26 protein-coding genes are annotated in these 25,843 nt (G+C 62.7%); 14 read left to right on the top strand and 12 right to left on the bottom strand.

Going from position 1 to position 25,843, the window contains the following annotated elements; genetic code table 11:
• Positions 1-28 precede the first annotated feature (28 nt).
• The 3 genes from GNZ13_RS35260 to GNZ13_RS35250 all read right to left on the bottom strand — a co-directional run bounded on the left by GNZ13_RS35260 (position 29) and on the right by GNZ13_RS35250 (position 3,239).
• The gene (locus GNZ13_RS35260) at positions 29-1,099 is read right to left on the bottom strand and encodes a lipase secretion chaperone (RefSeq protein ID WP_172173151.1); all 1,071 of its coding nucleotides are present in this window, start codon (positions 1,097-1,099) and stop codon (positions 29-31) included.
• A 4-nt stretch (positions 1,100-1,103) separates the two neighbouring features.
• Positions 1,104-2,198 carry a triacylglycerol lipase gene (locus GNZ13_RS35255; RefSeq protein WP_172173148.1) on the bottom strand — a complete coding sequence of 365 codons (1,095 nt, stop codon included), beginning with the start codon at positions 2,196-2,198 and terminating at the stop codon, positions 1,104-1,106.
• A gap of 105 nt (positions 2,199-2,303) precedes the next feature.
• Positions 2,304-3,239: an AraC family transcriptional regulator gene (locus GNZ13_RS35250; protein WP_172173146.1), complete on the bottom strand. Its 936-nt coding sequence runs from the start codon at positions 3,237-3,239 to the stop codon at positions 2,304-2,306.
• 208 nt (positions 3,240-3,447) lie between these two features.
• Here GNZ13_RS35250 and GNZ13_RS35245 point away from each other — a divergent pair, with 208 nt between their 5' ends.
• Both GNZ13_RS35245 and GNZ13_RS35240 read left to right on the top strand, forming a co-directional pair.
• Positions 3,448-4,374: an NmrA family NAD(P)-binding protein gene (locus GNZ13_RS35245; RefSeq protein ID WP_172173144.1), complete on the top strand. Its 927-nt coding sequence runs from the start codon at positions 3,448-3,450 to the stop codon at positions 4,372-4,374.
• Positions 4,375-4,400: 26 nt separating this feature from the next.
• Entirely contained in the window at positions 4,401-4,604 is a 204-nt protein-coding gene (locus GNZ13_RS35240; RefSeq protein ID WP_172173142.1) for a hypothetical protein, read from the top strand.
• Between the two features lie 157 nt (positions 4,605-4,761).
• Here the strand turns inward: GNZ13_RS35240 and ribA are convergent, their stop codons facing one another.
• Positions 4,762-5,412, bottom strand: a complete 651-nt coding sequence (gene ribA / locus GNZ13_RS35235; RefSeq protein ID WP_172173317.1) for a GTP cyclohydrolase II — start codon at positions 5,410-5,412, stop codon at positions 4,762-4,764.
• 279 nt (positions 5,413-5,691) lie between these two features.
• Here ribA and GNZ13_RS35230 point away from each other — a divergent pair, with 279 nt between their 5' ends.
• Entirely contained in the window at positions 5,692-6,135 is a 444-nt protein-coding gene (locus tag GNZ13_RS35230) for a CBS domain-containing protein (RefSeq protein ID WP_172173141.1), read from the top strand.
• A 245-nt stretch (positions 6,136-6,380) separates the two neighbouring features.
• Here GNZ13_RS35230 and GNZ13_RS35225 read toward each other — a convergent pair whose 3' ends face one another.
• Positions 6,381-6,725, bottom strand: coding sequence for a DUF4148 domain-containing protein (locus tag GNZ13_RS35225; RefSeq protein ID WP_172173140.1), 345 nt, complete (start codon positions 6,723-6,725; stop codon positions 6,381-6,383).
• A gap of 98 nt (positions 6,726-6,823) precedes the next feature.
• The gene (locus tag GNZ13_RS35220) at positions 6,824-7,477 is read right to left on the bottom strand and encodes a DNA-3-methyladenine glycosylase (protein ID WP_172173139.1); all 654 of its coding nucleotides are present in this window, start codon (positions 7,475-7,477) and stop codon (positions 6,824-6,826) included.
• Positions 7,478-7,895: 418 nt separating this feature from the next.
• Here GNZ13_RS35220 and GNZ13_RS35215 point away from each other — a divergent pair, with 418 nt between their 5' ends.
• Both GNZ13_RS35215 and GNZ13_RS35210 read left to right on the top strand, forming a co-directional pair.
• Complete coding sequence (locus tag GNZ13_RS35215; RefSeq protein ID WP_172173138.1) at positions 7,896-8,261, top strand: BON domain-containing protein; 366 nt, start codon at positions 7,896-7,898, stop codon at positions 8,259-8,261.
• 442 nt (positions 8,262-8,703) lie between these two features.
• The gene (locus tag GNZ13_RS35210; protein WP_172173136.1) at positions 8,704-9,786 is read left to right on the top strand and encodes a calcium:proton antiporter; all 1,083 of its coding nucleotides are present in this window, start codon (positions 8,704-8,706) and stop codon (positions 9,784-9,786) included.
• A 44-nt stretch (positions 9,787-9,830) separates the two neighbouring features.
• Here GNZ13_RS35210 and GNZ13_RS35205 read toward each other — a convergent pair whose 3' ends face one another.
• Positions 9,831-10,724: a LysR substrate-binding domain-containing protein gene (locus GNZ13_RS35205; RefSeq protein ID WP_172173134.1), complete on the bottom strand. Its 894-nt coding sequence runs from the start codon at positions 10,722-10,724 to the stop codon at positions 9,831-9,833.
• A 562-nt stretch (positions 10,725-11,286) separates the two neighbouring features.
• Here GNZ13_RS35205 and GNZ13_RS35200 point away from each other — a divergent pair.
• The 7 genes from GNZ13_RS35200 (at position 11,287) to GNZ13_RS35170 (ending at position 17,811) form a co-directional block, all read left to right on the top strand.
• On the top strand, positions 11,287-12,381 hold the full coding sequence (locus GNZ13_RS35200; RefSeq protein WP_172173132.1) for an ABC transporter substrate-binding protein: 1,095 nt from the start codon (positions 11,287-11,289) through the stop codon (positions 12,379-12,381).
• Positions 12,378-13,373, top strand: coding sequence for an ABC transporter permease (locus tag GNZ13_RS35195; protein WP_172173130.1), 996 nt, complete (start codon positions 12,378-12,380; stop codon positions 13,371-13,373). Before GNZ13_RS35200 ends, GNZ13_RS35195 begins: the two co-directional genes overlap by 4 nt.
• Positions 13,370-14,269 (top strand): ABC transporter permease, encoded by a 900-nt coding sequence (locus GNZ13_RS35190; protein ID WP_172173128.1) that lies wholly within the window; start codon positions 13,370-13,372, stop codon positions 14,267-14,269. Before GNZ13_RS35195 ends, GNZ13_RS35190 begins: the two co-directional genes overlap by 4 nt.
• A 49-nt stretch (positions 14,270-14,318) precedes the next feature.
• Positions 14,319-15,392 (top strand): ABC transporter ATP-binding protein, encoded by a 1,074-nt coding sequence (locus tag GNZ13_RS35185; RefSeq protein WP_172173126.1) that lies wholly within the window; start codon positions 14,319-14,321, stop codon positions 15,390-15,392.
• A 116-nt stretch (positions 15,393-15,508) separates the two neighbouring features.
• Positions 15,509-16,333, top strand: coding sequence for a transporter substrate-binding domain-containing protein (locus tag GNZ13_RS35180; protein WP_172173124.1), 825 nt, complete (start codon positions 15,509-15,511; stop codon positions 16,331-16,333).
• A gap of 66 nt (positions 16,334-16,399) precedes the next feature.
• Entirely contained in the window at positions 16,400-17,152 is a 753-nt protein-coding gene (locus GNZ13_RS35175) for an amino acid ABC transporter permease (protein WP_172173122.1), read from the top strand.
• Positions 17,153-17,154: 2 nt separating this feature from the next.
• On the top strand, positions 17,155-17,811 hold the full coding sequence (locus GNZ13_RS35170; RefSeq protein ID WP_172173120.1) for an amino acid ABC transporter permease: 657 nt from the start codon (positions 17,155-17,157) through the stop codon (positions 17,809-17,811).
• A 76-nt stretch (positions 17,812-17,887) separates the two neighbouring features.
• Here the strand turns inward: GNZ13_RS35170 and GNZ13_RS35165 are convergent, their stop codons facing one another.
• From GNZ13_RS35165 to GNZ13_RS35155, 3 genes are all read right to left on the bottom strand, one after another.
• The gene (locus GNZ13_RS35165; protein WP_172173118.1) at positions 17,888-19,168 is read right to left on the bottom strand and encodes a c-type cytochrome; all 1,281 of its coding nucleotides are present in this window, start codon (positions 19,166-19,168) and stop codon (positions 17,888-17,890) included.
• Positions 19,169-19,278: 110 nt separating this feature from the next.
• Positions 19,279-21,531 carry a xanthine dehydrogenase family protein molybdopterin-binding subunit gene (locus GNZ13_RS35160; protein WP_172173116.1) on the bottom strand — a complete coding sequence of 751 codons (2,253 nt, stop codon included), beginning with the start codon at positions 21,529-21,531 and terminating at the stop codon, positions 19,279-19,281.
• Position 21,532: 1 nt separating this feature from the next.
• Entirely contained in the window at positions 21,533-21,988 is a 456-nt protein-coding gene (locus GNZ13_RS35155; protein ID WP_054036421.1) for a (2Fe-2S)-binding protein, read from the bottom strand.
• A 442-nt stretch (positions 21,989-22,430) separates the two neighbouring features.
• On the opposite strand from GNZ13_RS35155, the gene GNZ13_RS35150 reads away from it, so the two are divergent.
• Positions 22,431-22,829: a hypothetical protein gene (locus tag GNZ13_RS35150; RefSeq protein ID WP_172173114.1), complete on the top strand. Its 399-nt coding sequence runs from the start codon at positions 22,431-22,433 to the stop codon at positions 22,827-22,829.
• Between the two features lie 458 nt (positions 22,830-23,287).
• Positions 23,288-24,106, top strand: a complete 819-nt coding sequence (locus tag GNZ13_RS35145) for an alpha/beta fold hydrolase (protein WP_172173112.1) — start codon at positions 23,288-23,290, stop codon at positions 24,104-24,106.
• Between the two features lie 158 nt (positions 24,107-24,264).
• Here GNZ13_RS35145 and GNZ13_RS35140 read toward each other — a convergent pair whose 3' ends face one another.
• Both GNZ13_RS35140 and GNZ13_RS35135 read right to left on the bottom strand, forming a co-directional pair.
• Positions 24,265-25,218, bottom strand: a complete 954-nt coding sequence (locus tag GNZ13_RS35140; RefSeq protein ID WP_172173110.1) for a peptidoglycan DD-metalloendopeptidase family protein — start codon at positions 25,216-25,218, stop codon at positions 24,265-24,267.
• A gap of 306 nt (positions 25,219-25,524) precedes the next feature.
• On the bottom strand, positions 25,525-25,843 hold a 319-nt coding region (locus tag GNZ13_RS35135; protein WP_216675150.1), incomplete at its 5' end, for a hypothetical protein.

The following is a 25,843-nucleotide window of genomic DNA, read 5'->3' as shown; positions in this document are numbered from 1 at the left end:
GAGGTCGCGCCACGTTGCGATAGTGGTTTCAGTTTGCTGAACCGCTACCGCGATCGAGCGACGCCGCGCGCATGGCGTCGCTCGGGTTGCTGAAGAACTGCTGGCGCAACTGCGCGATCTGCGCCTCGCGTTGCTGAGGCGGCAAATCCTGTTTGTCGATCTGCGCGCGCTGGCTCGAGTAGTCCGCATAGCGGGCTTGCCAGGCGTCGTCGGCTTGCTGCATTTGCACGACGCGTTGCGCCGCTTCAGGCCCGAGAGTCTGTGTGATCTGCGCACGCATCGTATCGAGCGAACCGCCCTGCTTTTGCGCTTGACTGATCGCGTCGAGTGCAGCCTGCTGCTGGCGTGCGCGCTCGTGGGCCGCGCGTGTTTCCGGCGGCAGTGCTGCGTCTAGCGCAGCGAGACGCGCCGCTTTTTGCGCGTCGCTCAACGAGCTATCCGACGCGATGCGCAGGCGCGCCACATCCGTGTGTTGCTGCAGCGATTCGGCGCCGAAGAACGGCTCGTTCCATTCGCCCATTAGCCGGACGCTTAACGCATCGCGCTGGTCCAGCGAGAGTTGCAGCGCGTCGAAGTCCAGCTTTGCGCCGCTCTGGCTTTGGCTTTGGCTTTGAGTCGCAGAGTTTTCCGGCAATTGTGCGAGCGCCGTGAGATACGCGTTATAGCGCTGCCAGACGGTTACCGCTTCGTCGGCGGCTGGCGTGCCATCGAGTTGCGCGGCGATCTGGCGACGCACCAAGGCGTCGAGCGTCGCGGTGGAGATTTCGTTTTGCGTCGTCAGGAAGTAATCGAAGAAATCGCGGACCGCACGCGTGCGCGCGAGGTGGCCGTGGCCATCGGTCGGCAGAGCCGGCGGCGAAGAACCGTCGAGCGATGCGGGCAATGCGCCGGACATGGACGTGCCGGCTGCCATGTCCTTACCCAAAGCGAGCGCGGGTTGCGCAGAACTCACTGCGCTCTCTGCGTGCACCGCTGACGCGTCATGCGCGGACGGCGAGCGGTTCAGCCACAACGCCGCGCCTGCCGACACCGCGCCCACTACTACGAAAGCCAACCACTGACTCCGCGCACTGCCCCGCTGCCGATCCAATCGCCACATCCGTTCACACGCCCTGCGTCTTCAACCGGTTCGCCTGCGTGCGGATCACGGCCACTGGATCCGCTGCATTCGCGCCGCGCACGCCGAGCAACTGGTTGATTTCGTCGAGATGGTTCCACTTGTAGCTGGTGCCGAGCACCTTGCCGTAGAGGGCGCTGCATACCGAGACGAGGCCGTCGTTCTGGCCCGACTGGCGGCTCAGCATGATCGCCCCAGTGCCGTACAAAACGAGTGTCGAGGGATCGAGGACGTCGGCAGCATCGATCGGTGCAACACTGGTGTCGGTGGCGCCTGGAATGCCGAACACCGAGGTCGGCTGAATCGCGCTGCCCGCCCACGAGTACAACAGATGTGTGTTGCCGTTGACGGTTTCAGTCGCCGCGCCAGTTTGACACGAACCAGGCGCACCGAGACCCGCGCTTGGATAGCGCGTGTTGTATGCCGCGGCGTTCGCTGTCGTCAGCGTTTGCAGCGCGGCTACTGCATTCTGGTTTGTATTGTTACTACTACTCGTCAGGATGCCGAATATATTCGCAAAGGCGCCGATGATCGGTGTCGAAAGACCGGTTGGGTCTTTTTGCAACGCCTCCTGCACGAAGTCGGCAAACTCCGAGCCGCGATGCGGCGTGCCGATCGTGGTGACCGAAGCGACGAGTTCCGGCGCTACCGCCGCGACATAGCGCGAGGTCAAACCGCCCTGGCTGTGGCCGATCAGGTTCACCTTCTGCGCGCCGGTTGCAGCCAGAACCTGCTTCACGTAAGCGAGCAACTGTTCGCCACGGCCGTTCGGACCGTCGTCGCTTTGAAAGCCCGACAGGTTCGCCACATACACGGTTGCGCCATGCTGCTGGAGGTCGGATTGAATGCCGTACCAGTAGTCGAGCACGCCGAGGTATTTGTCGGTGCCTGTGAGGCCGTGTACGAGGATGATCGGATAGCGGGTTGCCGCGTAATCGTCGGTGCCGGCGTTCGACGTCGCGGCGACCGCTCGATCGATGCCGGCTGGTGCGGCGAGTGTCAGAAGCACGGCGAGCGGAGCATTGGCAACAGCAGCAGCGATCGCCCAAGCGACGATGCGAGAACCCTTCGATTTCGACATGTGACGGCCTCCGGTTGCGAAGTCCGCGTATTTAGCTATACAAATCGAGTGAGGGCAATAGAGCGGGAACTCCAAACTGGGTATGCTGCGGTGCGGTTTGAAGGTTTATCGCAGTGTTGCGATGCGACGGGCATTGAAGGGTTCGAGTTCGATAATGCTGCCTGGATTCGCGCTTGACTTGACCAGCTCCCGCGGTGTCACCCCCAACAACCGCCCCATCCAATGCGCCATATGACTCTGATGCGCAAAGCCCGTCTCTAGCGCGATCTGACTCGCGCTCAGCCTGCCTTGAAGCAATAGCGCTCTCGCCCGCTCCACTCGCCGCTGCACCACATACTGATGCACCGGCACACCGAGCGTTTCGCGAAACAGCACCTTGAAATGCGGCACGCTCAGCTCGGCGTGCGCCGCCAGTTCGTCAAGCGTGAGGCGCTGATCCAGATTCGCCTCGATAAACTCGATCACGCGAGCGGCGGTCTTCGGTGCAAGCGTGCGGCGTTTATTTTCGAGTTTGTCGAGCACCGGCGCACTGCCGATCAGCCGCACCACCATCGCCGTACACAGGCTCTCAGCGTAAAGCGGATCGGACGCATCCTCCGCTTCGAGTTCGGCCCGTAGCGCCCAGGCCAGATGCTGAAAGCGCGGATCGCGCATCTGGAACTGCGGCCGCAGCTGCGCGTCGCTCGTCTTCAACTCCAACTGTTCGACGGTCCGCTGCGCGAAGTCTTCGCCGATCCACACACTGAAAATCGTGCAGGCGGATTCATCGGCCCACTGTCCGTCGACGCCCGCGGGAATCACATCGGCATCGCCATGTGCCTGAATCCGCGAGTAGCGCCGCTCGTTGCACATGCAACGCGCCTTGACCGGCGCGCCGACATGCACGCCCACGCGATGATGCTTGAGCGCCGGGATCCGGTGCAGCCCAGCTGACACGTTGACGAACTCCGCGCCAAAGCCCTGCCAGCTGAGTCCCTTGCTGGAGCGCAATGCGATGCGGGAACCACTGTGCGGCTGCGGTATCGGTGTCACGGCATTCATTACTTCCCCTCGTGGATGGCGGCCAACGTGTGTGCATTGTGCTGCGTTTTTCGTGGCTTTGCTTGGCCTCGCCCCGCCTCAACTTGCATGCTGCGCCGCCACAAAGGAAAACAATCATCCGAATCTGCGCACAACGATCCGTGCCCGCGCGTTTCTCCATCCCCGCCTCCCTAAGATGGCGACATACCGACCCCGGAAGGAGCTCAACGTGTTTGTGATCTTTGGAGCAGCAGGCAATGTAGGCAGAGTGAGCGCCGCGGCATTGCGCCGGGCGGGCCGTGAAGTGCGCGCGGTGGTCCGAAACAACAAACAGGGCGAAGTGTTAGCGGAAATCGGCTGTGAAATCGCCGTCGCCGATCTGCTTGACCCAGCCTCGGTTGCACGCGCTATCGACGGTGCGTACGCGGTACAGATACTGTGCCCGGTGCCGCACGCCGATGCCGATCCTGTAACCACGATGCGGCGCATGATCGACGTGAGCGCGGACGCCTTACGCGCCAACCCGCCGCAACGCGTGCTCGCGCTCTCCGACTACGGCGCTGAACACGCGAGCGGCACGGGCATCACGACGCTGTTTCACTACCTCGAAACCCAGCTCGCGCCCGTTGCCTCGCAGTTGACGTTTCTGCGCGCCGCGGAACATATGCACAACTGGGCTCGCATATTACCTATCGCGCTCGCGAGGGGCGTGCTGCCGAGTCTGCATCATCCATTGAGCAAGCTGTTTCCAACGGTCGCCGCACAGGATGTCGGCCTGCTGGCCGCCGAACTATTGCTCGATGACAGACCCGCGAAGGTGTCGCCACGAGTGGTCAGTATCGAAGGTGAAGCGCGCGTCAGCGCGTTAGACGTCGCAGATACGCTCGGTGAATTGGCGCACCGCCAGATTACGGCCCATGAAGTGCCGCGCAGCGAATGGGCCGCCATGCTCCAGGCCGCGGGACTCGGCCAGAACCACGCGCGTCTCGTCACGGATCTGTACGACGCGCACAACGCGGGCCGCATCGACGTCGAAACGGAGATCAGCGAGCGGCGCTTCGGCTCAACCGCGCTGGCGGATGTGTTTGCAGCGATCCTGGCGCGCGTCGCTGCAACGTCAACTGCAACCGCAACCGCAACCGCGGCGGCACGCTGACTGGCACTCACGATAGGAGGAACGACATGCATACCTGCCCTTTGCTGCGCGCATCGATGGAATCGCGGAAATTCGCTGCGCATCGAATCCCGCGAAAGCGCGCGACCACGAACGCCCGCTACTGGATGGCGGCACTCTCGGCAAGTCTTGTGGGGCTGATAGGCTGGCGAGCGCTTCGAAACGTGCTCAACGCGATTCCCAACAGCAACGACGACTTCGGCTTGTTCTGATTCGCCGCAACTTGGCTTGGCCAAGCTCGGTTCGATGCGTCGTAGATACGCCGCAGACACCGCGAAGGCCGCCAGCCCACCGGCGCATTAGATCGACGAAATCGACGCTCCAGCACCGGCCGCCGTTTGCAAACGGCGGCCGGCTCACGTGCATCAATTACTCGTTCTCGTCGAAGTAGTGCCCAAACTTCAACTGTTTGGTGCGGATATAGCGCTCGTTTTCCTCGCGCATCGGAATCGCCAGCGCGACCCGCTCGCATACCGGAATGCCGTGCTTCGACAGCGTGTCGAATTTCTCCGGATTGTTGCTCATCAGGCGCACCGAGGTGACCTTGAGCGTGCGCAGAATGCCCGCCGCCGAATCGTATTCGCGCGAGTCGTCGGGCAAGCCGAGATCGAGATTGGCCTCGACGGTGTCACGGCCCTGCTCCTGCAGCGCATACGCGCGAATCTTGTTCGACAGGCCAATGCCGCGCCCTTCGTGGCCGCGCAGATAGAGCAGCACGCCGCAGCCTTCGGCCGCGATATAGCGCAGCGCCAGATCGAGCTGCTCGCCGCAATCGCAGCGATACGAGCCGAGCACGTCGCCTGTCAGGCACTCGGAGTGCAGGCGCGTCAACACGGACGACTGGTTTGCGACATCGCCCATCACGAGCGCGAGATGTTCGGCGCCGCTTTCGGCCACGCGAAACACGTAGGAGGTGAACGTGCCGTAGCGCGTGGGGAGCGTGGCGGTGGCGTCGAGGACGACGCACTCGCCGTTGAATGCGCCGTCTGCTGCTTGCGACGGATCGTGAGACGTGAGCATGGCGTTGGACAGTGGTGCTGACATGAACCCGATCAAACCGGGGATAAGGTATGGACTGGGAGTTTACCGCTAATCGGCGCAACGCACCCGGAAGTCCACGCGCCGCGCAAGGAACCGCTGCGGTAACGCGCCGCTTGCGAGGCTAAACCAGGCCAAACGTGCCGCGCGCCACAGGTATTCCCGAAGTACTTCGGCCCCGCGTCGGGCTATACTGGAATGGCCTGTCCCTCACGACAGCGCGCCGCATCGGCGTGCTGCACTGCGAAACGGAGCCGCTCCATGACAAGCGTTGCACAGCTTCTTAAAACGAAACCGAACAACACCACCGTCTACACGGTCAAGGCCGACGATTCCGTCTACGAGGCAATCAAGCTGATGGCTGAAAAAGGCATCGGGGCACTGGTCGTGACGGACGGCGACAGCATCGCCGGGATCATTACGGAGCGCGACTATGCGCGCAAAGTCGTGCTGATGGACCGTTCGTCGAAGGGTACACCGGTGCGCGACATCATGACCAAAGCCGTGCGCTTCGTTCGTCCCGACCAGACCACCGACGACTGCATGGCCCTGATGACCGAACGGCGCATGCGCCACTTGCCGGTGATCGAAAACGACCGGCTGGTGGGCATGATATCGATCGGCGACCTGGTGAAGAACATCATCGCCGAGCAGCAATTCACGATTCAGCAACTCGAGTTCTATATCCACGGCGAACGGCCCTGAGGTTCGCCGCTTTTCGCATGTCTATTGCACGTCTATCGTACGTCGCGCATAGCACGCTGCCGAAACAAGGCGCAAAAAAAGCCCAATCCTTGAAAAAGGTTGGGCGAAGCTACCTTGCGGCAGCGGAGGTTCTTGAATTGTGGACCGCGACAAAGCGCGCCGCTGTGGCTCAGCGGCTCAGTTGATCCACGCACGCTGCGCTTCGTTCACCAGCCGGCCAGACCGGCCGGCTCCCGCCGAAGAATTTAGTTACCGAAATAAACCGACTTCGGGCCGGACATCGGCTGTACGACGCCACCCGATTGTGACGAACCGCTTACCGCGCCACCGTAACCACTGGTATCCGCGACCGGTTCCTGCGTCTGCGCGACGGCCGGGTTTTGCGCCTGCAGATGGCGCTCGGCGGCTTGAATGTCAGCCGGATAGTTCGTGTCGTTGCTCGCCGCCGGGTTGTAGCCGGCTTGTTCCAGCTGGATCAATTGACTGCGGACTTCCGCGCGAGTCACGGGCTGGTCGCTCGATTGAGCGAACGAAGCGACCGGGGCGGCGAGAACGGCTGCGATGGCGATTGCCTTGATGAGCGATTTCATGATGACTTACCTCCAGACCTGGTTTTTTGCTTCGCTTGCCACACCCTGTGAGAAGCGAGTGGTTTCAGTCTAGTCACCCGATCATCGAGGGAAAACCCTTAATTGCGAGATAAATAATTGTTCAAAACGCAAGAATGCGGCGGCAACAACAGTTTTCGCGGCCCGCTGACGAACGCGCTGCCGGGTTCGAAAAACCGCAGCGGCCGATGCATCTCGCGCGACAAGCCGATGCGCGTCGTCACCCCAATCGGCACATCCCCCGTCTCTATCACGCCGATCCACAGGTCGCGCCCGGTGCAGAGATCGCGACCGTCGAACGACTGACCGATGCCTAAGGCCATGGTGAGCCGGCCGGGACCGCGCGCGAGATCGCGCAGCGGCACGCCAGGCCGCCGCGCTTCCATCAGCGGCAAGCCTTCCAGGGGCTCGATGGCGCGAAGCAGAATGCCGGCGCCGACCTCTTCCGCTTCCGCGGACATATTCAGCATGTACGAGAGCCCGTACGTGAGCCGGACGTATGCGTGGCCGGGGGCGAGAAACATCGAGCCGTTATACGCACGGCGGCCTAGAAACGCGTGACTGGTCGAATCGCCGACCGGATACGCCTCAGTTTCGACAATCCGGCCGCTGAGACGGCCTTCGGGGAGATCGTGCACGAGGTATTTGCCGACCATGAAACGCGCCAGCGCGACCGCATCGAGCGGCAAATCGTCACGAAGTAATGGGAGGATGGGCAGCGGCTGATTCGGCATGCGGTTCGAATGGTCGTTAAGCGCAAAGCTCAGGGTCCACGCAGGGTTCGCGTGTGGTTTCGATTAACGCGCGACCTACGCGCGCAGCAGACACGCCAACGGGCGTGCTACCCGTGTCGCATCAAGCGGTAAAGCGCCATCGGCCTGCATTCATCGGCCCATTCGTTGTATCAAAACCTCATTTCCGGGCGGCGGCGCATTCACCATGGCACTAATTGGAGTATCGTGTGTTTCCGGTCTGCAACACAGCCTTTGCCGGCATGCGTGCGTTTAGGCGCGCCTGATCAGCTTACAGATTGCAAGAAATCGCACGGCCCGCAGCAACGTTCCATTCAGATTTGATCCCGAAGTACCCGCTGGAGCAGTACACCGGCCTCATCCAGGGGCCGTCGTATTCATGACAATAGGAGAGAGTTGAATGAAAGCATTCCAGGCAATCAAGATGGTCGGCGGCGCGCTGATCGTTCTGGCATCCGTCAGCGCGTATGCGCAAAGCAGCGATGCCGCGGCTACCACGGCGCCGATGGCGGCTTCCTCGGCGCCTAGCGCGAAATCGGTCAAGAAAGCCGACCGTGCGTTGGGACGCAAAGTGCGCAACGCACTGTCGAAGACCAAGGGCCTGAACGTGGCCAACATCACCGTGCGTGCACGTGGCGGCGCAGTGACGCTGGCCGGCACGGTGCCCGAGCAGCCGCAATCCGACATGGCAACCCAGGCCGCGCAAGCCGTGCCGGGCGTGACGTCGGTCAAGAACGCACTGTCGATCCGTCCGGTCGGACAGTAAATAAATCGCGTCAGCCAGCCGTGGGGCTATATCCGGGCGCAACGCTTCGTCACAAGGCGGCGCGTCCGGACCAAAACAGCCGGTTTCTTTCCCTGAAGCCGCTAACCCGGCAGTTGTGGACCGATGGTGTTTCATGCATCGAAACCGCGCCGCATTTTCCGGGCAATCCTGCGTGGCTCAATCTTTCAGATGCACAACAGCAGCCGGTTGCCTTGCCGCCTTCATCATTGCGTCGGCACAATCCGTAGCGCGGACTGACAAAGTCTCATCCGCTGTGAACTATCCTTTATAATTTAATGCGTTAGGGCGCGTTGTTGACAGGATGGTTTAGCATTCGCGCTCGCTCCCCCTAGTCTCGCCGGCGCCCGTCCGCACGCGTCGCACCAGTCCAAGCGCCAGTCCAACACAAGCAACAAGAACACGCCACGAAAGGAAGCCCTCAATGACCACGCCCGCGACAGTTTTGCCCCGCTGGACCATTGCCGCGCCCTTCGTCGCCTGGATCGTGCTGGGCGTCTCGTATGCCCTGCCGGGCAATGGGCTGCTGCTCGCGCTCATCGGAGTAGCGCTGTGCGCAGCCGTGTTCACGGCGGTGCACCATGCGGAAGTGGTCGCACATCGCGTCGGCGAGCCGTTCGGCACCCTGGTGCTGGCGGTGGCCGTGACGGTGATCGAAGTCGCGCTGATCGTTTCGGTCATGTTGACGTCCGGGCCGGAAAAAGCCGGCCTCGCGCGCGACACCGTATTCGCCGCGGTGATGATCGTCTGCAATGGGATCGTGGGCATTTGCCTTCTGGTGGGCGGCATCCGGCATCGCGAGCAGGACTTTCAGAGTCGTGGCGCTGCGGCCGCGCTGGCGGTACTCGCCTCGTTGTCCGTGTTGACCATGGTCATGCCGAACTACACGACGACCAGCGTCGGCCCGGTTTTGTCGTCGTCGCAACTGGCGTTCGCCGGGGTGTCGTCGCTGGTGCTGTATGGGGTGTTCGTGTTCGTCCAGACCGTGCGGCATCGCGACTACTTTCTTGCCGACGTCCCAGACGAGGACGTCCATGCCGCCCCGCCAAGTACCGGTGTCGCGCTGGCAGCCGGCGGCTTGCTGGTAGTGTGCCTGGTCGCCGTCGTGTTGCTCGCGAAAGTGCTCTCGCCAGTGGTCGAAACCGCGGTGAAGAACGCGGGTGCGCCGCCGGCGGTGGTCGGCATTATCATTGCCGCGCTGGTGCTGCTGCCGGAAGGGCTCGCCGCCGTGCGCGCGGCGCGGGCCGATCGCTTGCAAAACAGCATGAACCTCGCGCTCGGTTCGGCGCTGGCCAGTATCGGGCTGACCATTCCAACGGTCGCCGCGGTGTTTTTGTGGACCGCTCAGCCGCTCATACTCGGTATCGACGGCAAGGAAACCGTGCTGCTGATGCTCACGTTGGTCGTCGGCACCCTGACGCTGAGTTCCGGGCGCACGACTATCCTGCAAGGCGCCGTGCATCTGTCGTTGTTCGCGGCGTATCTGTTTCTGTCCTTCGCGCCCTGACGATAGGCTTCGGGCCCGCGCGCTCCTCAAACAACGGGCTCCTCCTACTCTTCCCAATGCTCAGCGATCCAGTCGCGAAACAGATTCAGCTTCTGCTGATGCGCGACTGAATCCGGATACACGAAGTAATAGCGCCAGCCGGTCTTGAGCACCGTATCGAACGGCCGCACGAGGCGCTTGGCCGCGACGTCTTCGTCGATCAAAGCAAGATCGCTGATGGCGACACCGAAGCCCTGCAAGGCGGCGTTGGTCGCCATGTCGAGCGTGTCGAAACTCGGGCCGTGCCCGGGGTCGATACCTTGTGTATTCGCGGCATCCACCTCGGTTACCTTGGCGAGCCACATCTTCCAGTCGCGATGGTCGCGCGTCGGATGCAGCAGCGTGTGGCGCGCCAGATCCGCCACCTCGTCCAGTGGTTTGTCTTTCAGCAGATCCGGCGCGCACACCGGCGTCAGACGCTCCTCGAACAAGGGCACCGCCTGCACGTCCACGCCCGGTGACGAGCCATAAATGATCGCCGCATCGAACGGCTCGAGCTGGAAGTCGACGTCGTGCTGCCAGGTCGTGGTGATCTGAACGTGCAGCTCGGGATACTCGGCTTGAAAGCGCATGATCTTCGGCAACATCCAGCGCATCACGCAGGTCGGCACTTTCAGCGCGAGGTCAGTGCGTTGGCGCGTGAGGCGCAGCGATATCTCCTCGATACGCGCGAAGCTCTCCTTCACGGCCGGCAGCAGCAATTCGCCTTCGGCGGTCAGCGTCAGACCTTTTGCATGGCGTTTGAAGAGCGGGAACTTGTAATAGTCCTCGAGCGCGATGATTTGCCGGCTGACCGCGCCTTGCGTCAGGCATAGGTGATCAGCGGCGCGCGTGAAGCTGCGATGCCGTGCGACGGTTTCGAAAATCTGCAGCGCGTTGAGCGGCGGGAGACGTCGCATCGGAATGAGTCCAGTCGGGGATCAGCAAAAATCATTGCGCGGGTGTGCGGCGTTGCGTGCCGTTACGCCCTTTGAGCCCACAGGATACGCGATCAGAATTGCCAGCACGAGGTGCGCGTGAGCGAACGTGCATGCATTTCGCTCATGACCCGGCCGTCAATTCCAGCTTAAACGCCACCGCTTGCACCGACTCAGGGCACACCCTGGCGGGCACCGCACCAGAACCGAGCTTTCCTCATACCTCCCCCCAGCTCGCCCGCGCAAAAAATCATGGACGTTAACCCCGATACGCCACTGGATTGGCGTTCCCACGGATCGCAGCAAAGCCGCCGCTAGCGTCGCACGAACGCCGGCCCATGAGATTCCGTCATGCGCTCCATGCGCATATTTCGTTTGTTGGGGGATTTTGGCAAACCTAGAGTGCATCCACACGCAACGCATCCGGTATCGCGTGCGGTTGGGTAAGACAGGCAGCGCAAATGGGCGATGCAGCAGGACGATGCAGCGGCAGCGGTCAGAGCGAATATCACCAGGCAACAGGCGTTCAACACAGGAGACCGCCATGCAAGAGATCAAACGGGGTAGAAGGCAGGCCATCAAGACGATCGGCGCGGCACTCGCGGCGTCCACCTTGCCGATGCCGTTCATCAATCTGCGAGCACAGGAGCACAACTTCTCCGGCAAGACACTGCGCTTGCTGACCTGGTCGGACGACACCGGCGCCGCCGCCTTGCGCAACATCGCCGCCACGTTCACGGCGAAGACCGGCGCAAAGGTCATCGCCGACCGCGCCGACGGCACCTCCGGCATGGTCGCCAAGGTCAAGGCCGCGGGCGATCGTCCCACGTACGACGTCATCACGCTGGCCGGCGTCGGCGCGGCGGGTCTCGGCGACGCGGGCCTGCTGATAAAGCCCGATCTCGACAAGCTGCCGAATCTGAAGGACGTCGCGTCGCAATACCGCACGGGCGCGAACGGCTTCGGCGTGGGTTATCTGCTGTGGTCGGATGGGTTGATCTACAACACGTCGACGGTCAAGACAGCGCCGTCTTCGTACGAAGCATTGTGGGATCCGAAGTACGCCGGACGCATGTTCCTGCCGCCGCCCGAATGGGCCGAAGCGGTGGACCTCGCGATCATCGCCGCGAAAATGAACGGCGGCTCGCAGCAGAACATCGAGCCGGGCTTCAGGAAGCTGATGCAGTTGAAAGACCACGTGATGACGCTCGGCGAGAACCCGAATCAGGTGGCCGATCTGTTCCGCACCGGTTCGCTCGATATCGGCGGCATCTATTCGCCGGCCTTTTTCCCCGACCAGATCCGCAAGCCCGAGTACAAAATGGGCGTGACCTACGGCATGAAGGAAGGCTTCGCCACGCAACTGATGTTCACGGTGATCCCGAAATCGCATCCCGCCGACAGCGATCTGATCCACGCGTTCATCAACCATTCGCTCGACGCCGGCGTGCAAGGCCGCATGGCGGCCGACGTGCTGAACGGCCCGGTCAATTCGAAAGCCGTGATTCCCGCTGAGAGCCGTGCGTTCGTGCCGAGCCCGCAGCAGATCGCCGAGAAAGCGATCCTGCATGACGACAAGGCGCTCGCCGTCGTGCAGCCGGCGTGGATCAAGCGCTACACCGAGATTTTCTCGGCATGAGCGCGATGCTCGCGCGCTTTTCGCGGCGTGCCTCAGCGGTGTCTGACGCGGCGTCGGACGCGGTGTCGGGTGATGCGTCGGGCGCGGCTTCCGGTTCGCCCGGCGCCGCATCCGGCGCACCGCACGAGCAGGCGTCCACGGCGCTCGCGAAAGCGCGCCCCTGGCTTCTGCTCACGCCGATCCTGCTGTTTCTCGCCATACTCGGTGCAGCAGCGCTCGTCGTGTTGCGTATGAGCTTCGGCACCCAGGGCAACGAATGGCACGGCTTCACGCTGCAGAACTACGCCGATCTCCTCGACGGCTATTTCCTGAAGTCGTTGTGGCTCACGTTGAAGCTCGCGTTCCAAAGCATGATCTGCGCCGTGCTCCTGGCCATTCCGGTCGCGTTGGCGATGGCGCGCACCAAGTCGCGGCTCGCGCGGCGGCTGTTGCTGGCGGGCGTGCTGCTGCCCTTGCTCGTCAATCTGCTGCTGCAAGGTTATGGCTGGCTGATCATTCTCGGGCCGGCCGGCCTGCTCAATCATGCGTTGCTCGGCAGCGGTCTCGTCGAACGCCCGGTGATGTGGCTGTATCGCGAACACGGCGTGTTGCTCGGTTTGATTCAGACTGCGTTTCCGCTGGCCGTGCTGCCGTTGTCGAGCGCGATGCGCGCGGTCTCGAGCTCCTATGAAGAAGCCGCGGCCACGCTCGGCGCGACGCGTTGGCAAACGCTGCGTCACGTGTTGCTGCCGCTCGCCATGCCGGGTCTCGTGTCCGGCGCCCTGCTCGTGTTCGCCTACAACGCCAGCGCATTCGCCGTGCCCCTGCTGCTCGGCGGACGCCGTGTGCCGATGCTCGCCGTGCTGGTCCACGACCAGGTCGCGCCCCTGCTGAACTGGCCCGCCGCTTCGGCATCGGGCGTCGTATTGATGATCGCGACGCTCACCGTGATGGCGCTGTCGCAGCGCCTCGTGCGCCGTACACAACGTCTCGCCGAGGAGCCTCACGCATGAGCACGCCGATCCAGACTCCGCGCCTGACAGGTACACCGCGTTCACCGCGCCTGCCGCGCCTGCCGCGTTTGCCGACCACCATGCCCGGTCAGCTCGGCAAGGCCACCGCGCTGCTCGCCGCCGTCGTGCTGTTTCTCGCCGCGCTGCCGATCCTGACGATGATCACGATGTCGTTCAGCGCCGCCGACACGCTCGAATTCCCGCCGCACGCCTACGGCCTGCATTGGTACCGCGCGGCGTGGCACAGCTTCGTCTCGCCGGACGCGAGCGACTCCCTCTCGATGGGCGCCGCGCTCAGCACGAGCCTGATCGTCGCGCTCTCGACGATGGTCATCGCCACGCTCGTCTCGGTGCCCGCCGCCTACGCACTGAGCCGCTACCGTTTTCGCGGCAAACCCGCGGTCGAACAACTGGTGGCGTTGCCGCTCGTCTATCCGCTGGTGATGCTCGGTTTGTCGCTGTTGCTGGTGTTCAACGTGCTGCCGGTCGAACTTGGCGTATTCCGCCTGATCATCGCGCATGTGATTCTGGCGCTGCCGTTCACCGTGAAAAATTGCGCGGCATCGGTGGCCTCGATCGGCCCGGAGTTCGAGGAAGCAGCCTGCGTGATGGGCGCAAGCCCGAGCCGCGCGCTGATCGACGTGATCCTGCCGCTCATGCGCCCCGGCATTCTCGCCGGCATGCTGTTCGCGTTCATCGTCTCGTTCAACGAATTCACGGTGACCTTCTTCCTGTACGGCATCGACACAATGACGCTGCCGGTGTGGCTCTACAGCCGCACGGTGTCGTCGCTCGATCCGACCGTGTTCTGTTTCGCGGTATTCATCGTCGCGATCGACTTCGCGCTGATCTGGCTGCTCGAAAAGCTGATCGGCGATGAAGGGGTGGCGCTTTGACCATCCGTTCGATTCGCGCTGTGCTGATGCCTTTTTGCTGGAGCATTCGATGACCCATCTGACCTTGCAGGCCGTGACCAAGCGCTTCAACGCGGCCTATGCCGTCGACAGCGTCGACCTGAGCGTGCCCGACGGCAAGCTGGTGTGCTTTCTCGGGCCGTCCGGCTGCGGCAAGACCACGCTCTTGCGGATGATCGCCGGGTTGGAAACGCCGAGTTCGGGCAGCATCAACTTTGCCGGCAGCGACATCACGCATCGGCCCGCCAACCGGCGCGACTTCGGCATGGTGTTCCAGTCGCTCGCACTGTTTCCGCATATGACGGTCGCGCAAAACGTCGCATATCCGCTCAAGCTGCGCAAGACCGCGAAAGACGCGCAAGCGCGCCGTGTCGCTGAATTGCTGGAACTGATCCAGTTGCCGCATATGGCGAACCGGCCGGTCACGCAACTCTCCGGCGGCCAGCGGCAACGCGTGGCGATTGCCCGCGCGATCGCATCGCAACCGAAACTGCTGCTGCTCGACGAACCGCTCTCCGCGCTCGACGCCAAACTGCGCGAAGCGATGCAGGTCGAAATCCGCCTGTTGCAACAGCGTCTCGGCATCACGACGATCATGGTCACGCACGACCAGCGCGAAGCGATGACGATGGCCGATGAGATCGTGGTGATGGAAAAAGGCCGGATTGCGCAAGTCGGCAGACCGCTCGATATTTATCGCGACCCGGTCAGCGAATTCGTCGCTGACTTCATCGGGCTCGGCAACATCCTGCCGGTTACGTACGATGGCGCGGGCGGAGTCAGTCTGCCGGGCGGAAGGCGCATTGCGGTTGCGCAACCGGCGCGCGTGCCGGAGTCCAACAGCGATATCCGTCTGCTGATCCGGCCGGAAGACGTGTGCGTCAAATCGGCGTCCGGCGACGCGGGGCAGAACCGCCTCGCGGGCACGGTGACTTTTATCCGCGACGTGGGAGCGTCGCTCGAAGCCACGATCGATTGCGCAGGTTTCACCCTGACTGCCGCGACCACGCTGCGCGAAACGCCAGGGCTGACGCTCGGCATGCCGGTGTTCGCGGAATTGCCACCGCACGCATGCAAACTGATCGCTGCGCGCGCGGCTCGTTGAAACGCGTCGATGAAGCTTGTCACTGAGATGCGCCATTGTGGTACGCCACTGCAGTACGCCACCAGGATGCTTGCAGCAACCCATTCCAATACCGAGTTTTCGACAGAGGACAGACCATGAATCAGCCCCAAGTTGCCCAATCGAACGCACGCCGCGTCTTCGCCACCCTCGCTGCAACGCTCGCCTTCACCGGCCTCGGTGCGCTGTGCGCCTTTCCGTCGGCCGCGCATGCCGACGCGCTCGACAGCATTGCCAAGTCCGGCACGGTACGCATCGGCGTATTCGAGGACTACCCGCCGTTCGGCTCGATCGGCCCGGACATGAAGCCGATGGGCTACGACATCGACGTCGCCAACCTGATCGGCAAGGCGCTCAACGCGAAAGTCGAACTCGTGCAGGTAACGGGCGACAATCGAATGGCCTACCTCGCCGACCACAAAGCTGACATGCTGCTTTCAGTGGGCCAGACGCCGGAGCGCGAAAAGGTGATCGACTTCTCGCAGCCTTACGCGCCGTACTACCTCGCCGTGTTCGGTCCGAAGACGCTCCCCGTGAAAAACGCCGCCGACCTCGCCGGCAAGTCGATTTCGGTCGCGCGCGGCACGCTGGAAGACTTGAGCGTCAGCAAGATCGCGCCCCCCAGCGCGACCATCAAACGGTTCGACGATCCTAACGGCGCAATTTCGGCGTTTCTTTCTGGTCAGGTACAGTTGATGGTCGTCGGCAACGACGTCGGCGCAACCATTCTCGCGCGTCATCCGGCGAACGATCCCGAGCAGAAGTTCTCGCTGTTCAGCTCGCCGGACCACGTCGGTTTGAACAAGAACGAGCCGCGTCTGAAGCAGAAAGTCGACGAAACGATTGCCAAGGCCCGCAAGGACGGCACCATGAATGCGATTTCGCAGAAATGGCTGCGTGCGCCGCTGCCGGCCGACCTCTGAACCTTTTTTGCGCGGACTGGCAGGCCAGCCCGCGCCGGAGTTTGACCTCACGATGAGCGCCACGCCATGACCTATGCGTTCGATTTCAGCGGCTTCGGCCTCTATGCGGGGCTGCTCGCGCGCGGCGTCGCCGTCACGCTGGGGCTGACCGCCGTGTCCACCGTGCTTGGCGGCCTCGTCGGCATTGGCGGCGCGAGCATCGCGGTGGCCGGGCCGAAGTGGGCGCGCTGGGTGGTCGCGACTTACGTCGAGTTGATCCGTAATACGCCCTTCATCGTGCAGTTGTTTTTCATCTTCTTCGGCTTGCCGAGCCTCGGCATTCATATCGACGAGGTGCAGGCCGCGATTCTGGCGATGACCGTCAATCTCGGCGCGTACGCGATCGAGATCGTGCGCGCCGGTATCGATTCGATTCCGCGCGGCCAGGTGCAGGCGGCGCAAGCGCTCGGCCTACATGGGCGGCAAGTGTTCCGCTACGTCGTGCTGCCGCAGGCGATCGCCAACGTGTTTCCCGCGCTGTTAAGCCAGGTGCTGATCGTGATGCTCGGCTCGGCCGTGGTCTCGCAGATCTCGGTGCCCGATCTGACCTATGCGGCTAACTTCATCCAGTCGCGCAACTTCCGCTCGTTCGAGAGCTACCTGATCATCACCGCGACGTATCTGGTGTTGTCGATCGTGTTGCGGCAACTCATGAACCGGCTCGGCCGCAACCTCTTCGCGGGCCGTGCGGCTCGCGGCAGCAGCAGCGACAGCGCGCCGCGTAACTGGCGCACCCGCCTGATGTGGCGCGCCGCCCGCACTCTGCCGACGGAGCGTTGATCATGGTCGAATTCACGCTGTGGGACATCGCCCGCAATCTGTTGCTCGCCGCTCGCTGGACGGTGTTGTTGTCGCTGATCGCTTTTGTCGGCGGCGGCATTGTCGGGCTGATTTTGCTCGCGATGCGCGTGTCGCCGTTGCCGTGGCTGCGGCGGATCGTTGTGGTGTATGTGGAAGTGTTTCAAGGCACACCGTTGCTGATGCAGCTGTTTCTGGCGTTCTTCGGCCTGCCGTTGCTCGGTGTCGACGTGTCGCCCTGGGTTGCGGCGGCCGTCACGCTGACGCTTTATACCAGTGCCTATCTGGCCGATATCTGGCGCGGCTGCGTGGAAGCTGTGCCGCGTGGTCAGTGGGCCGCAGGGGCGAGTCTGGGCATGACGTTCAGCCAGCAACTGCGCTACATCATCTGGCCGCAGGCACTGAAGATCGCCGTCGCGCCGACGGTCGGTTTCCTCGTGCAGGTGGTGAAGAGCACGGCGCTTGCGTCGATCATCGGCTTCACGGAATTGACCAAGACTGGCACGATGATCACGAACGCTGCATTCCGCCCGTTCCCGATCTACGGCATGGTCGCGATGATTTACTTCGCGATGTGTTTCCCGTTGACGTGGTATGCGCGCGTACTGGAGAAGCGGGCGAAGGTGGGGCAGCACCGCTAATGCTTTCTGCGGGTCCATAAAAAAGCGACAACCGTCTTGCATGGTTGCCGCTTTTTTCGTTGTACGGCTGATGTGTCTATCGAGCCGCCTGCGTCGACTTCCGCAACTTCGCCACGTCGCCCGCCGTGACCGCCGATCCACCGTTATTCCAACCGGCGCGCACGAAGGTCAAAACGTCGGCGATCTGCTGATCGTTGAGCACCGGCGCGTACTTCGGCATCGGATACGGCGCGGGAATGCCGCCGATCACCAGATCCTCCGTGCCGTTCAGAGTCACGTTGATCAGCGAGGACGGATCCTTCTCCAGCACGTTCGGATTCCCGGCTAACGGCGCGAGCATCGGCGCAAAGCCACGTCCATCGACGCCATGGCAGTGCATGCAATACGCCGTATAAACGCGCGCGCCGGCATCGTTCGCGGGACGATTCAACGACACCTTCGTCGCTTGCGGGTCATACGTATAAGGCGGCGCGCCACTGCCGCCCGCCGGCGGTAGCGACTTCAGGTACGTGGACATCGCGGCGATGTCGGTGTCGTTCATGCCCTGCGTGCTGTTGTTGATCACGCTGGTCATCGAACCGAATGCCGATGCGTGGCGATTGGCGCCGGTCTTCAGGAACGCCTGCAGATCCTGATCGTTCCAGCGACCCAGGCCGACGTTGTGCTCGCCCGTCAGGTTCGCCGCGAACCAGCCGTCGAGCACGCCGCCGGTCAGGAACGCGTTGCCGCTTTCATCCAGCGCCTTCTCCTGGAACGCGATACCGCGCGGCGTATGGCACGAGCCGCAGTGTCCCAGACCCTGAATCAGATACGCGCCGCGATTCCACGCAACATCTTTGCCCGGCTTGTCCTGATAAACGCCCTTCTCCAGGAACACCATGTTCCAGAACTTCAACGGCCAGCGCATATTCAACGGCCATTTGATATCCGGCTCGCGGTTCGCCTGCTGCACCGGTGCCACGCCGCTCATGAAATATGCGTACAGCGCTTTCATGTCGTCGTCGTTGACCTTCGCATACGATGGATACGGCATCGCCGGATACAGGTTGTGGCCGTCTTTCGCGACGCCTTCGCGCATCGCTTTCGCAAAGTCCTCTTCCGTGTAGTTGCCGATGCCGGTTTGCTGATCCGGCGTGATGTTGGTGGTGTAGATCTGGCCCATCGGCGTGGTCATCGGCAGGCCGCCCGCGAACGGTTTGCCCTTCGGCGCCGTATGGCAAGCGACGCAATCGCCGACCTTCGCCAGATAGGCGCCGCGCTGCACCAGCGCCTGATCCGCCGCTTGCGCCGGGGTTTGAGTCAGGAACGGCAATGCCACGCACAGCGCCGCGCCGAAACCCTTGAGTGTGTTTTTCATGTTGCGCTCCTGTCGATCGGAGTTAGCGCTTTAGCTGTCGACTAGAGTCGGCGCTTTAGCGCTTACTCTAGTCCCATGCAAAGCACTTACTCCGATCCCATGCAAAGCTGTCAGGCGGGTTGTAGTTGACTGCCGACCGGCAATTGCCGCAGCCGCTTGCCAGTGGCCGCGTAAATCGCGTTTGTCAGAGCGGGCGCGAGCGCCGCCGTGCCCGGCTCGCCGATGCCGCCTGGCGCCTCGCTGCTCTTCACGATATGCACCTCGATAGGCGGCGTTTGATCGATCCGCAGCATCCGGTAGTCGGTGAAGTTGTTCTGCTCGACGCGACCGTCCTTGATCGTGATCTCGCTATAGAGCGCGGCCGTGATGCCGAAGATGATGCCGCCTTGCACCTGCGCTTCGATCGTGTTCGGATTCACGACCATCCCGCAATCGACTGCGCACACGACGCGCTTGACGGCCACCTCGCCCTGATCGACCGCCACGTCGACGACGATCGAGAAGAAGCTGCCGAACGCATGCATCACCGACACACCGCGCCCCAGGCCCTTCGGCACCGCACTGCCCCAGTTCGCCGCCTGCGTGGCGGTATTGAGCACGTTCAGCGCGCGCGGCGTTTTGCCCAGCAGATCCTGGCGGTATTTGACCGGATCGATTTTCGCCTGCGCAGCGAGTTCGTCGATGAAACTCTCGACCACGAAGGTGCTGCGCGTCGGTCCAACGCCGCGCCAGAATGCGGTGGGAACGGCATGCGGCTCCTGGCGCACATAGTCGACCAGTTGATTCGGCAAGTCGTACGGCAGGTCCGAGGCGACTTCCACCGCATCGGGATCGATACCATTCTTGAACGCGGGCGGCGCGAAACGCGCCAGGATCGACGAGCCGACAATCCGATGCTGCCACGCGATCGGCTTGCCGTTCGCGTCGAGCCCGGCGGAGATCTTGTCGTAGTAGTACGGCCGGTACATGTCGTGCTGGATGTCTTCTTCGCGCGTCCACAGCACCTTCACTGGCGTCGACACCTGTTTGCCGATCTTGACCGCCTGCGTGACCATGTCGAACTCGAGCCGCCGGCCGAAGCCGCCGCCGATCAGATGGTTGTGCACGACGATCTTGTCAGCAGGCAAGCCGGTGACGGCAACCGCGGCGTCCACTACCCGCGTCGGCACCTGCGAGCCGAGCCAGACATCGCAGCCGTCGGGCCGCACGTGCACCGTGCAGTTGATCGGCTCCATCGTGGCGTGCGCGAGGAACGGCTGCTGATATACGGCGTCGACGCGCGTTTTCGCGTTTGAAAACGCGTTGTTCACGTCGCCGTCTTTACGCGCCACCGCACCGTTTCGCTGCGCGGCATTGGCGAGATCGTCGACGATCTGCTTCATCCCGATCTGCGCGCCCGCGCCTTCGTTCCATTTGATATCCAGCGCCTGCAAACCGCGTTTGGCGGCCCACGTGTGATCGCCGATCACGGCGACCGCGTTATCGACTTTGACGACCTGGCGCACGCCGGGAATCTTCTTCGCGTTGGTATCGTCGACGCTAGCGAGCGTGCCGCCGAACACCGGGCAGTTCGCGATGGCCGCGTAGACCATGTCGGGCACGCGCACGTCCAGTCCGAACATGGCGGTGCCGTCCACTTTCTCCGGCGAATCGAGGCGCTTGACCGCGGTGCCGATCAGCTTGAAGTCTTTCGGATTTTTCAACGGCACGTTCTGCGGCGCGGGCAGCTTCGCCGCCGCGTTCACTAACTGTCCGTAACCGATGCTCCGATTGCTCGCTGCATGAATCACCTGCCCGGCTTGCGCATGACAGCTTGCCGGATCGACTTGCCATTGCTGCGCGGCGGCGCTGATCAGTACGGTGCGCGCGGCCGCACCGGCACGGCGCATCGGCTCCCACGCATAGCGGATCGACGTCGAGCCGCCGGTGAGCTGGCCGCCTATCAGCGGGTCCATGAAGAGCTTTTCGTTTGGGGGCGCGTGGTCGAGCGTGACCGAGTCGAGCGGCACTTCGAGCTCTTCGGCGATCAGCATCGGGATCGACGTGTAGACGCCTTGCCCCATTTCGACCTTCGGAATTACCAGCGTGACCTTGCCCGCCGTGTCGATCTGGATGAAGGCGTTCGGCGCGAACACGCCGTTCTGCGGCGCCTCGTCAGCATCGCCGCCGATGACCGATTTTCCCGCCTTCTGGTCCTGACTGGCGGCCGGCATGCTGAAGCCGAGCAGCAAGCCGCCGCCGGTTGCCGCGCCTACCGTGACGCTGAACTTCAGGAACGTGCGGCGTGTGATACCGCCCTCGCCGCCCCTGCCGCCCTTCGACGGCTGCGCGCCGTTCTGTGCATCGAGCAATCCCTGGGACATGTCAGGCTCCCTTCGCGGCTTGCTTGATCGCCGCGCGGATGCGGTTGTACGTCCCACAGCGGCAGATGTTGCCGGCCATGGCGGCGTCGATATCCGCATCGGTCGGATTGGGGTTGCTCGCGATCAGCGAGGCCGCCGACATCACCTGCCCCGACTGACAGTAGCCGCATTGCACGACGTCCAGCTGACGCCATGCCTGCTGCACCTTCTGCCCGGCCGGCGTGCTGCCGACCGCTTCGATGGTGGTGATTTTCTTATCGCCGACAGCCGCCGCCGGCAGCACGCACGAGCGCACCGCGACGCCATCGAGATGCACTGTGCACGCGCCGCATTGAGCGATGCCGCAACCGAACTTGGTGCCGGTCAGGCCGACGAGGTCGCGCAACACCCACAACAGGGGCATGTCGGGCGGCGCGTCGACAGTATGAGTCTGGCCGTTGATGTTGAACGTTGTCATGGGCTGTTCCGGGTGGGGTTTATTGTTTGTCAGGCTGTTTAGACAGAGACGTCGAACCAAAACGCAAAGACCTGCCGTGTTTATTCGACAAGCCGTGCTAATACGCCATGCGGCTACAGTTCAATGCGTGCGGTCGATGATACGCAGCGCGAGCGCGCTGGAAGAGACCTGGAAATTGTAGCCGCGGATAAAAAAGTTCGCAGTCAGGGCACACATGTCCGCAGCGTATCCGCGCGACGAAAAGGACGCGGCCGCCGCCCCTGCCGGAAGTGAACCGAGGTTCAAATCAATGCGTTACCATTGCCGGATTGGCTTGATCTGACGCGCTTTGCGTACGCACATCATTCTTATTGGTGCATCCTCGAGCGATTTTGTTAGCATGGATCTGGTTTGACCCGATCGCCCGGCTTGATCCGGCATGACTATCCGAAGGAGCGGCAAGATGAACGACCAGCAACGCATTCAATTCCTCTCGGAAATTCGCAAACCGCTACTGGCGCTGCATAAGTCGATTCTCGATCACGAGCGCGCGTCGTACGAAAAGGAATTCGGTCCCGTGACCCCGGCGGCCTTCCTGCAGGTGCTCATCAACGGCTCGGGGTTCCGCTGGCTCACGCCGCTCTCCACGGTGATCGCCAACGTCGACGAGATTCTCGACGACAAGGAAGCGGACGCCGCCGATCGGCTCGCCGCAGCCGAAGCCGTCTCTGGCCTCTTTTCTCCCGACCAGCCCGACAACGCGTTCCTGCCGCGCTACTTGCCGCTCCTGCAAGCCGACCCGGCGATCCTGCATCACCACGGCCAGGTTTCGCAACTGCTGCGCGGCACTGAAACGAAGTAGCCGGCGGCGCGTTACTTCGCCTGGGCTTGGTTGGCGTTAGCCGGACGTCGTCGCTGTGGTTGAACGCGGCAGCACGGCGTCCAGTGATGGTTGTGCTTTCGGCTCCCGAATTCGCTCACCGTTGCCGCGCGCGCATTTCGGTCGATCACGCGTCATCTCGTTGAATACAGAATCGGCGCGTCCTCGACGATTACCAGGCTTTCCGAATTCAGCCAACACAACGACACCTTATTTCAAGGTGATTTATGCTCGTTTCGTAACAGTTCGCTGTGTCTGTGCCGCTCACGGATCAAACCGGCAACGCCGTGAGTCACAATCTTTTGAATTTGCCTGGCTTTGCTGAATAAAACAAAGGTGAGCTTTTGCGGGAGGCGTTCTGAGGATGCTACGAAAGGCCGGTTAACGCGCTTTGGCGCACCCTGCTAAGGTAAGCAGACTTACTCGCGACGCTCACCGCTATGCAAAACTGGCCGCTTCCCGAAAGCTATACCTTCCGTGATCAAACCGTGCGCTTTCGCGTGACCGGCAACGGCCCGCCGCTGGTGCTGGTTCATGGCACACCGTTTTCTTCGTATGTGTGGCATCGCATCGCCCCGCATCTCGCGCAAGTTCGCACCGTGTATTACTACGATCTGCTTGGCTACGGCCAATCCGAGCAACGCGACGCTCAGGACGTCTCGCTCGGCGTGCAAAACGTGCTGCTGGCGGAATTGCTCGCGCATTGGCAACTGACGAATCCGGACGTCATCGCGCACGATTTCGGCGGCGCGACTTCCTTGCGCGCGCATCTCATTGACGGGTGCGACTATCGCAGCCTCACGCTGATCGATCCGGTCGCCGTCGCACCATGGGGTTCGCCGTTCGTGCAGCACGTACGCGAACACGGCGCGGCCTTCGCCGGGCTGCCGCCGTATATCCACGAAGCGGTGGTGAAGGCATACGTGCGCGGCGCCATCGCCCGCGACATTCCGGACGAGGAACTCGCGCCTTATGTGACGCCGTGGCTCGGCGCAACGGGACAAGCCGCGTTCTACCGCCAGATCGCCCAAATGGATCAGCGCTACACCGACGCGGTCGAAACACGTTATTCGCAGATGCGTTGCCCGACGCAAATCCTGTGGGGCGAAGACGACCAGTGGATTCCGCTCGAACGCGGCCGGCAACTGGCGGCGGTCATACCCGAGGCGCGCTTTCAGGCAGTACCTAAGGCCGGTCATCTGCTGCAGGAAGATGCGCCCGAAGCGATCGTCGCGGCGGCGCTGCGGTGGTTCGATTGAAGGCGCGCAGCCGTTAGCCGATCTGCCCAATACTGGACCCGGACGCATGGATGTGACAAAGCAGCGATCCCGGAAAATTCGCGGCAAATGATTGACCGGGATCGCTGCTTGTTTAGAGGTGACGAAAAATCGGGTGGCGAAAAATCGCCCGCTGATGCCTAGCCGCGGCCTTGCGGCAAATACGGCATCGGATCGATCGGCTTGCCGTCGCGGCGCAACTCGAAGCCTACGGAGACGCGCGAGTTGTTTTCGTCGCCCATCTCGGCAATCTGCTGCCCCTGCCGCACGATGTCGCCGATTTTCACCAGCAGCTTGCGGTTATGCGAGTACGCGGTCAGAAAGTCCTTGTTGTGCTGGACGATGATCAGACTGCCGTAGCCATTCAGACCCGTGCCGGCGTACATCACCTTGCCGTCGGCCGCGGCCCGCACCGGATCGCCCGCCTTGCCGCCGATTTCGATGCCGCGCGTTTCGCCTGGCTGGAAAGCCTCGACGACGCGGCCACCCGCAGGCCATGCCAGCGACACGCCGTTCGCATGCCGGGAAGTCTGCTGCGCGACTTCGCGCGCCTCAGCGGCGCTGGGCGCGGGTGATGGCGTGGCGGACTGCGCCGTTGCCTGCGCGGTGGTTGCCGCCGACAACTGCTGCGCGGCGAGCGGAACAGCGGGCGCGGACGCCGCAGCAGCTTTCGCAGAGGCCGCCGCCGCGTTTGCCGCTCGCACCGTCTCCGGCGAGGCGACGTGCAGCACCTGTCCGTGCTTCAACCGCGAGGAAGGCTTGAGGCCATTCCACGCCTGCAACTGCCTGACAGTGCAATGATGATGCTGCGCGATGCGCGCCAACGTGTCGCCACGCTTGACGCGATACACCAGAGGCGGCGCCTTTATTAGCGGTGTGCCGTCGTCGGCGGCTATGTTGACCGACGTGCCTACGACCGCATCGGAAGCCGGCGCTGCGGCCGCTGCCGGCATGCCGGACGCAGCCGATGTACCCGACGCCGCGCCGGTCTGCGCGTCCTGCTGTCCCACATTCGCACATCCGCTGACCGCCAGCGCGAGCCACACGCCAGCCAGACTGGCCATCATTGTTCTGTCGAAACGCTTTCCCAACATATTCGACTCCTGCTTTTTTATTGGCGAACCGAGTGCTGCCCTGTCGCGTGCGACGCGCGCGTTCTGACGAAGCGCTGCTTTCTTTCGCGACACAGCGAGGCCGCCTCGTGCGGCGCCCACCCGTGCCCTGCCGTCCAACCCAACCCTTTTTGCCTTGCCGGAAGCCGGGACGCCCGAATGCCCAGATGCCCGATAACAGCCGATCTTCCGCGAAAAGGGCCAGATTGCCGATTAAAATTCACGCGGAATTGTAAAGTGCGTTTTGAAAAAAACGTCCCGCCTCACACACTCTGATACAAACCTTACTTACGGTGTTGCAGACACGGTTGCGTGCGCAACCAGTCCGGCGCCGCCGGGCGACCGGACGGTAACGTTTGCTTTAACGGCAAAGCGCCGCCAAAACTTGAATTGCCGGCCGCCGCGACGGTGCGCGTCGAGGGAAAATGCGTTGACGAGCGGACGAGCGTAATGCCCATCGGGCTCGATAAGACCGCGGTCGACTAGGAGGTTGTCGGAGTTTGCGCCGAGGTTGGTCATCCGGGCGGGCACGTTGGGCGTTAATGAATCAGCCAGTTCACTGAGAGAGCCCATAGATGAGTCGCTTCGTGCCCGTTGATCGTCAGAC

The sequence above is a fragment of the Paraburkholderia elongata genome (genome assembly GCF_013177735.1).
Classification (GTDB): domain Bacteria; phylum Pseudomonadota; class Gammaproteobacteria; order Burkholderiales; family Burkholderiaceae; genus Paraburkholderia; species Paraburkholderia elongata.
The sequence above is the reverse complement of the archived record's forward strand: the minus strand, read 5'-3'. Positions and strand labels throughout refer to the sequence as shown.

Bases quoted from the DNA above. Each gene is read 5' to 3' on its own strand.
- GNZ13_RS35200 (WP_172173132.1), top strand. From the start codon at position 11,287: ATGCAAGAGATCAAACGGGGTAGAAGGCAGGCCATCAAGACGATCGGC.
- GNZ13_RS35140 (WP_172173110.1), bottom strand. From the start codon at position 25,218: ATGTTGGGAAAGCGTTTCGACAGAACAATGATGGCCAGTCTGGCTGGC.
- GNZ13_RS35180 (WP_172173124.1), top strand. From the start codon at position 15,509: ATGAATCAGCCCCAAGTTGCCCAATCGAACGCACGCCGCGTCTTCGCC.
- GNZ13_RS35215 (WP_172173138.1), top strand. From the start codon at position 7,896: ATGAAAGCATTCCAGGCAATCAAGATGGTCGGCGGCGCGCTGATCGTT.
- GNZ13_RS35175 (WP_172173122.1), top strand. From the start codon at position 16,400: ATGACCTATGCGTTCGATTTCAGCGGCTTCGGCCTCTATGCGGGGCTG.
- GNZ13_RS35220 (WP_172173139.1), bottom strand. From the start codon at position 7,477: ATGCCGAATCAGCCGCTGCCCATCCTCCCATTACTTCGTGACGATTTG.
- GNZ13_RS35260 (WP_172173151.1), bottom strand. From the start codon at position 1,099: ATGTGGCGATTGGATCGGCAGCGGGGCAGTGCGCGGAGTCAGTGGTTG.
- GNZ13_RS35210 (WP_172173136.1), top strand. From the start codon at position 8,704: ATGACCACGCCCGCGACAGTTTTGCCCCGCTGGACCATTGCCGCGCCC.
- GNZ13_RS35170 (WP_172173120.1), top strand. From the start codon at position 17,155: ATGGTCGAATTCACGCTGTGGGACATCGCCCGCAATCTGTTGCTCGCC.
- GNZ13_RS35255 (WP_172173148.1), bottom strand. From the start codon at position 2,198: ATGTCGAAATCGAAGGGTTCTCGCATCGTCGCTTGGGCGATCGCTGCT.
- GNZ13_RS35145 (WP_172173112.1), top strand. From the start codon at position 23,288: ATGCAAAACTGGCCGCTTCCCGAAAGCTATACCTTCCGTGATCAAACC.
- ribA (WP_172173317.1), bottom strand. From the start codon at position 5,412: ATGCTCACGTCTCACGATCCGTCGCAAGCAGCAGACGGCGCATTCAAC.
- GNZ13_RS35185 (WP_172173126.1), top strand. From the start codon at position 14,319: ATGACCCATCTGACCTTGCAGGCCGTGACCAAGCGCTTCAACGCGGCC.
- GNZ13_RS35250 (WP_172173146.1), bottom strand. From the start codon at position 3,239: ATGAATGCCGTGACACCGATACCGCAGCCGCACAGTGGTTCCCGCATC.
- GNZ13_RS35160 (WP_172173116.1), bottom strand. From the start codon at position 21,531: ATGTCCCAGGGATTGCTCGATGCACAGAACGGCGCGCAGCCGTCGAAG.
- GNZ13_RS35190 (WP_172173128.1), top strand. From the start codon at position 13,370: ATGAGCACGCCGATCCAGACTCCGCGCCTGACAGGTACACCGCGTTCA.
- GNZ13_RS35240 (WP_172173142.1), top strand. From the start codon at position 4,401: ATGCATACCTGCCCTTTGCTGCGCGCATCGATGGAATCGCGGAAATTC.
- GNZ13_RS35150 (WP_172173114.1), top strand. From the start codon at position 22,431: ATGAACGACCAGCAACGCATTCAATTCCTCTCGGAAATTCGCAAACCG.
- GNZ13_RS35155 (WP_054036421.1), bottom strand. From the start codon at position 21,988: ATGACAACGTTCAACATCAACGGCCAGACTCATACTGTCGACGCGCCG.
- GNZ13_RS35205 (WP_172173134.1), bottom strand. From the start codon at position 10,724: ATGCGACGTCTCCCGCCGCTCAACGCGCTGCAGATTTTCGAAACCGTC.
- GNZ13_RS35225 (WP_172173140.1), bottom strand. From the start codon at position 6,725: ATGAAATCGCTCATCAAGGCAATCGCCATCGCAGCCGTTCTCGCCGCC.
- GNZ13_RS35165 (WP_172173118.1), bottom strand. From the start codon at position 19,168: ATGAAAAACACACTCAAGGGTTTCGGCGCGGCGCTGTGCGTGGCATTG.
- GNZ13_RS35195 (WP_172173130.1), top strand. From the start codon at position 12,378: ATGAGCGCGATGCTCGCGCGCTTTTCGCGGCGTGCCTCAGCGGTGTCT.
- GNZ13_RS35230 (WP_172173141.1), top strand. From the start codon at position 5,692: ATGACAAGCGTTGCACAGCTTCTTAAAACGAAACCGAACAACACCACC.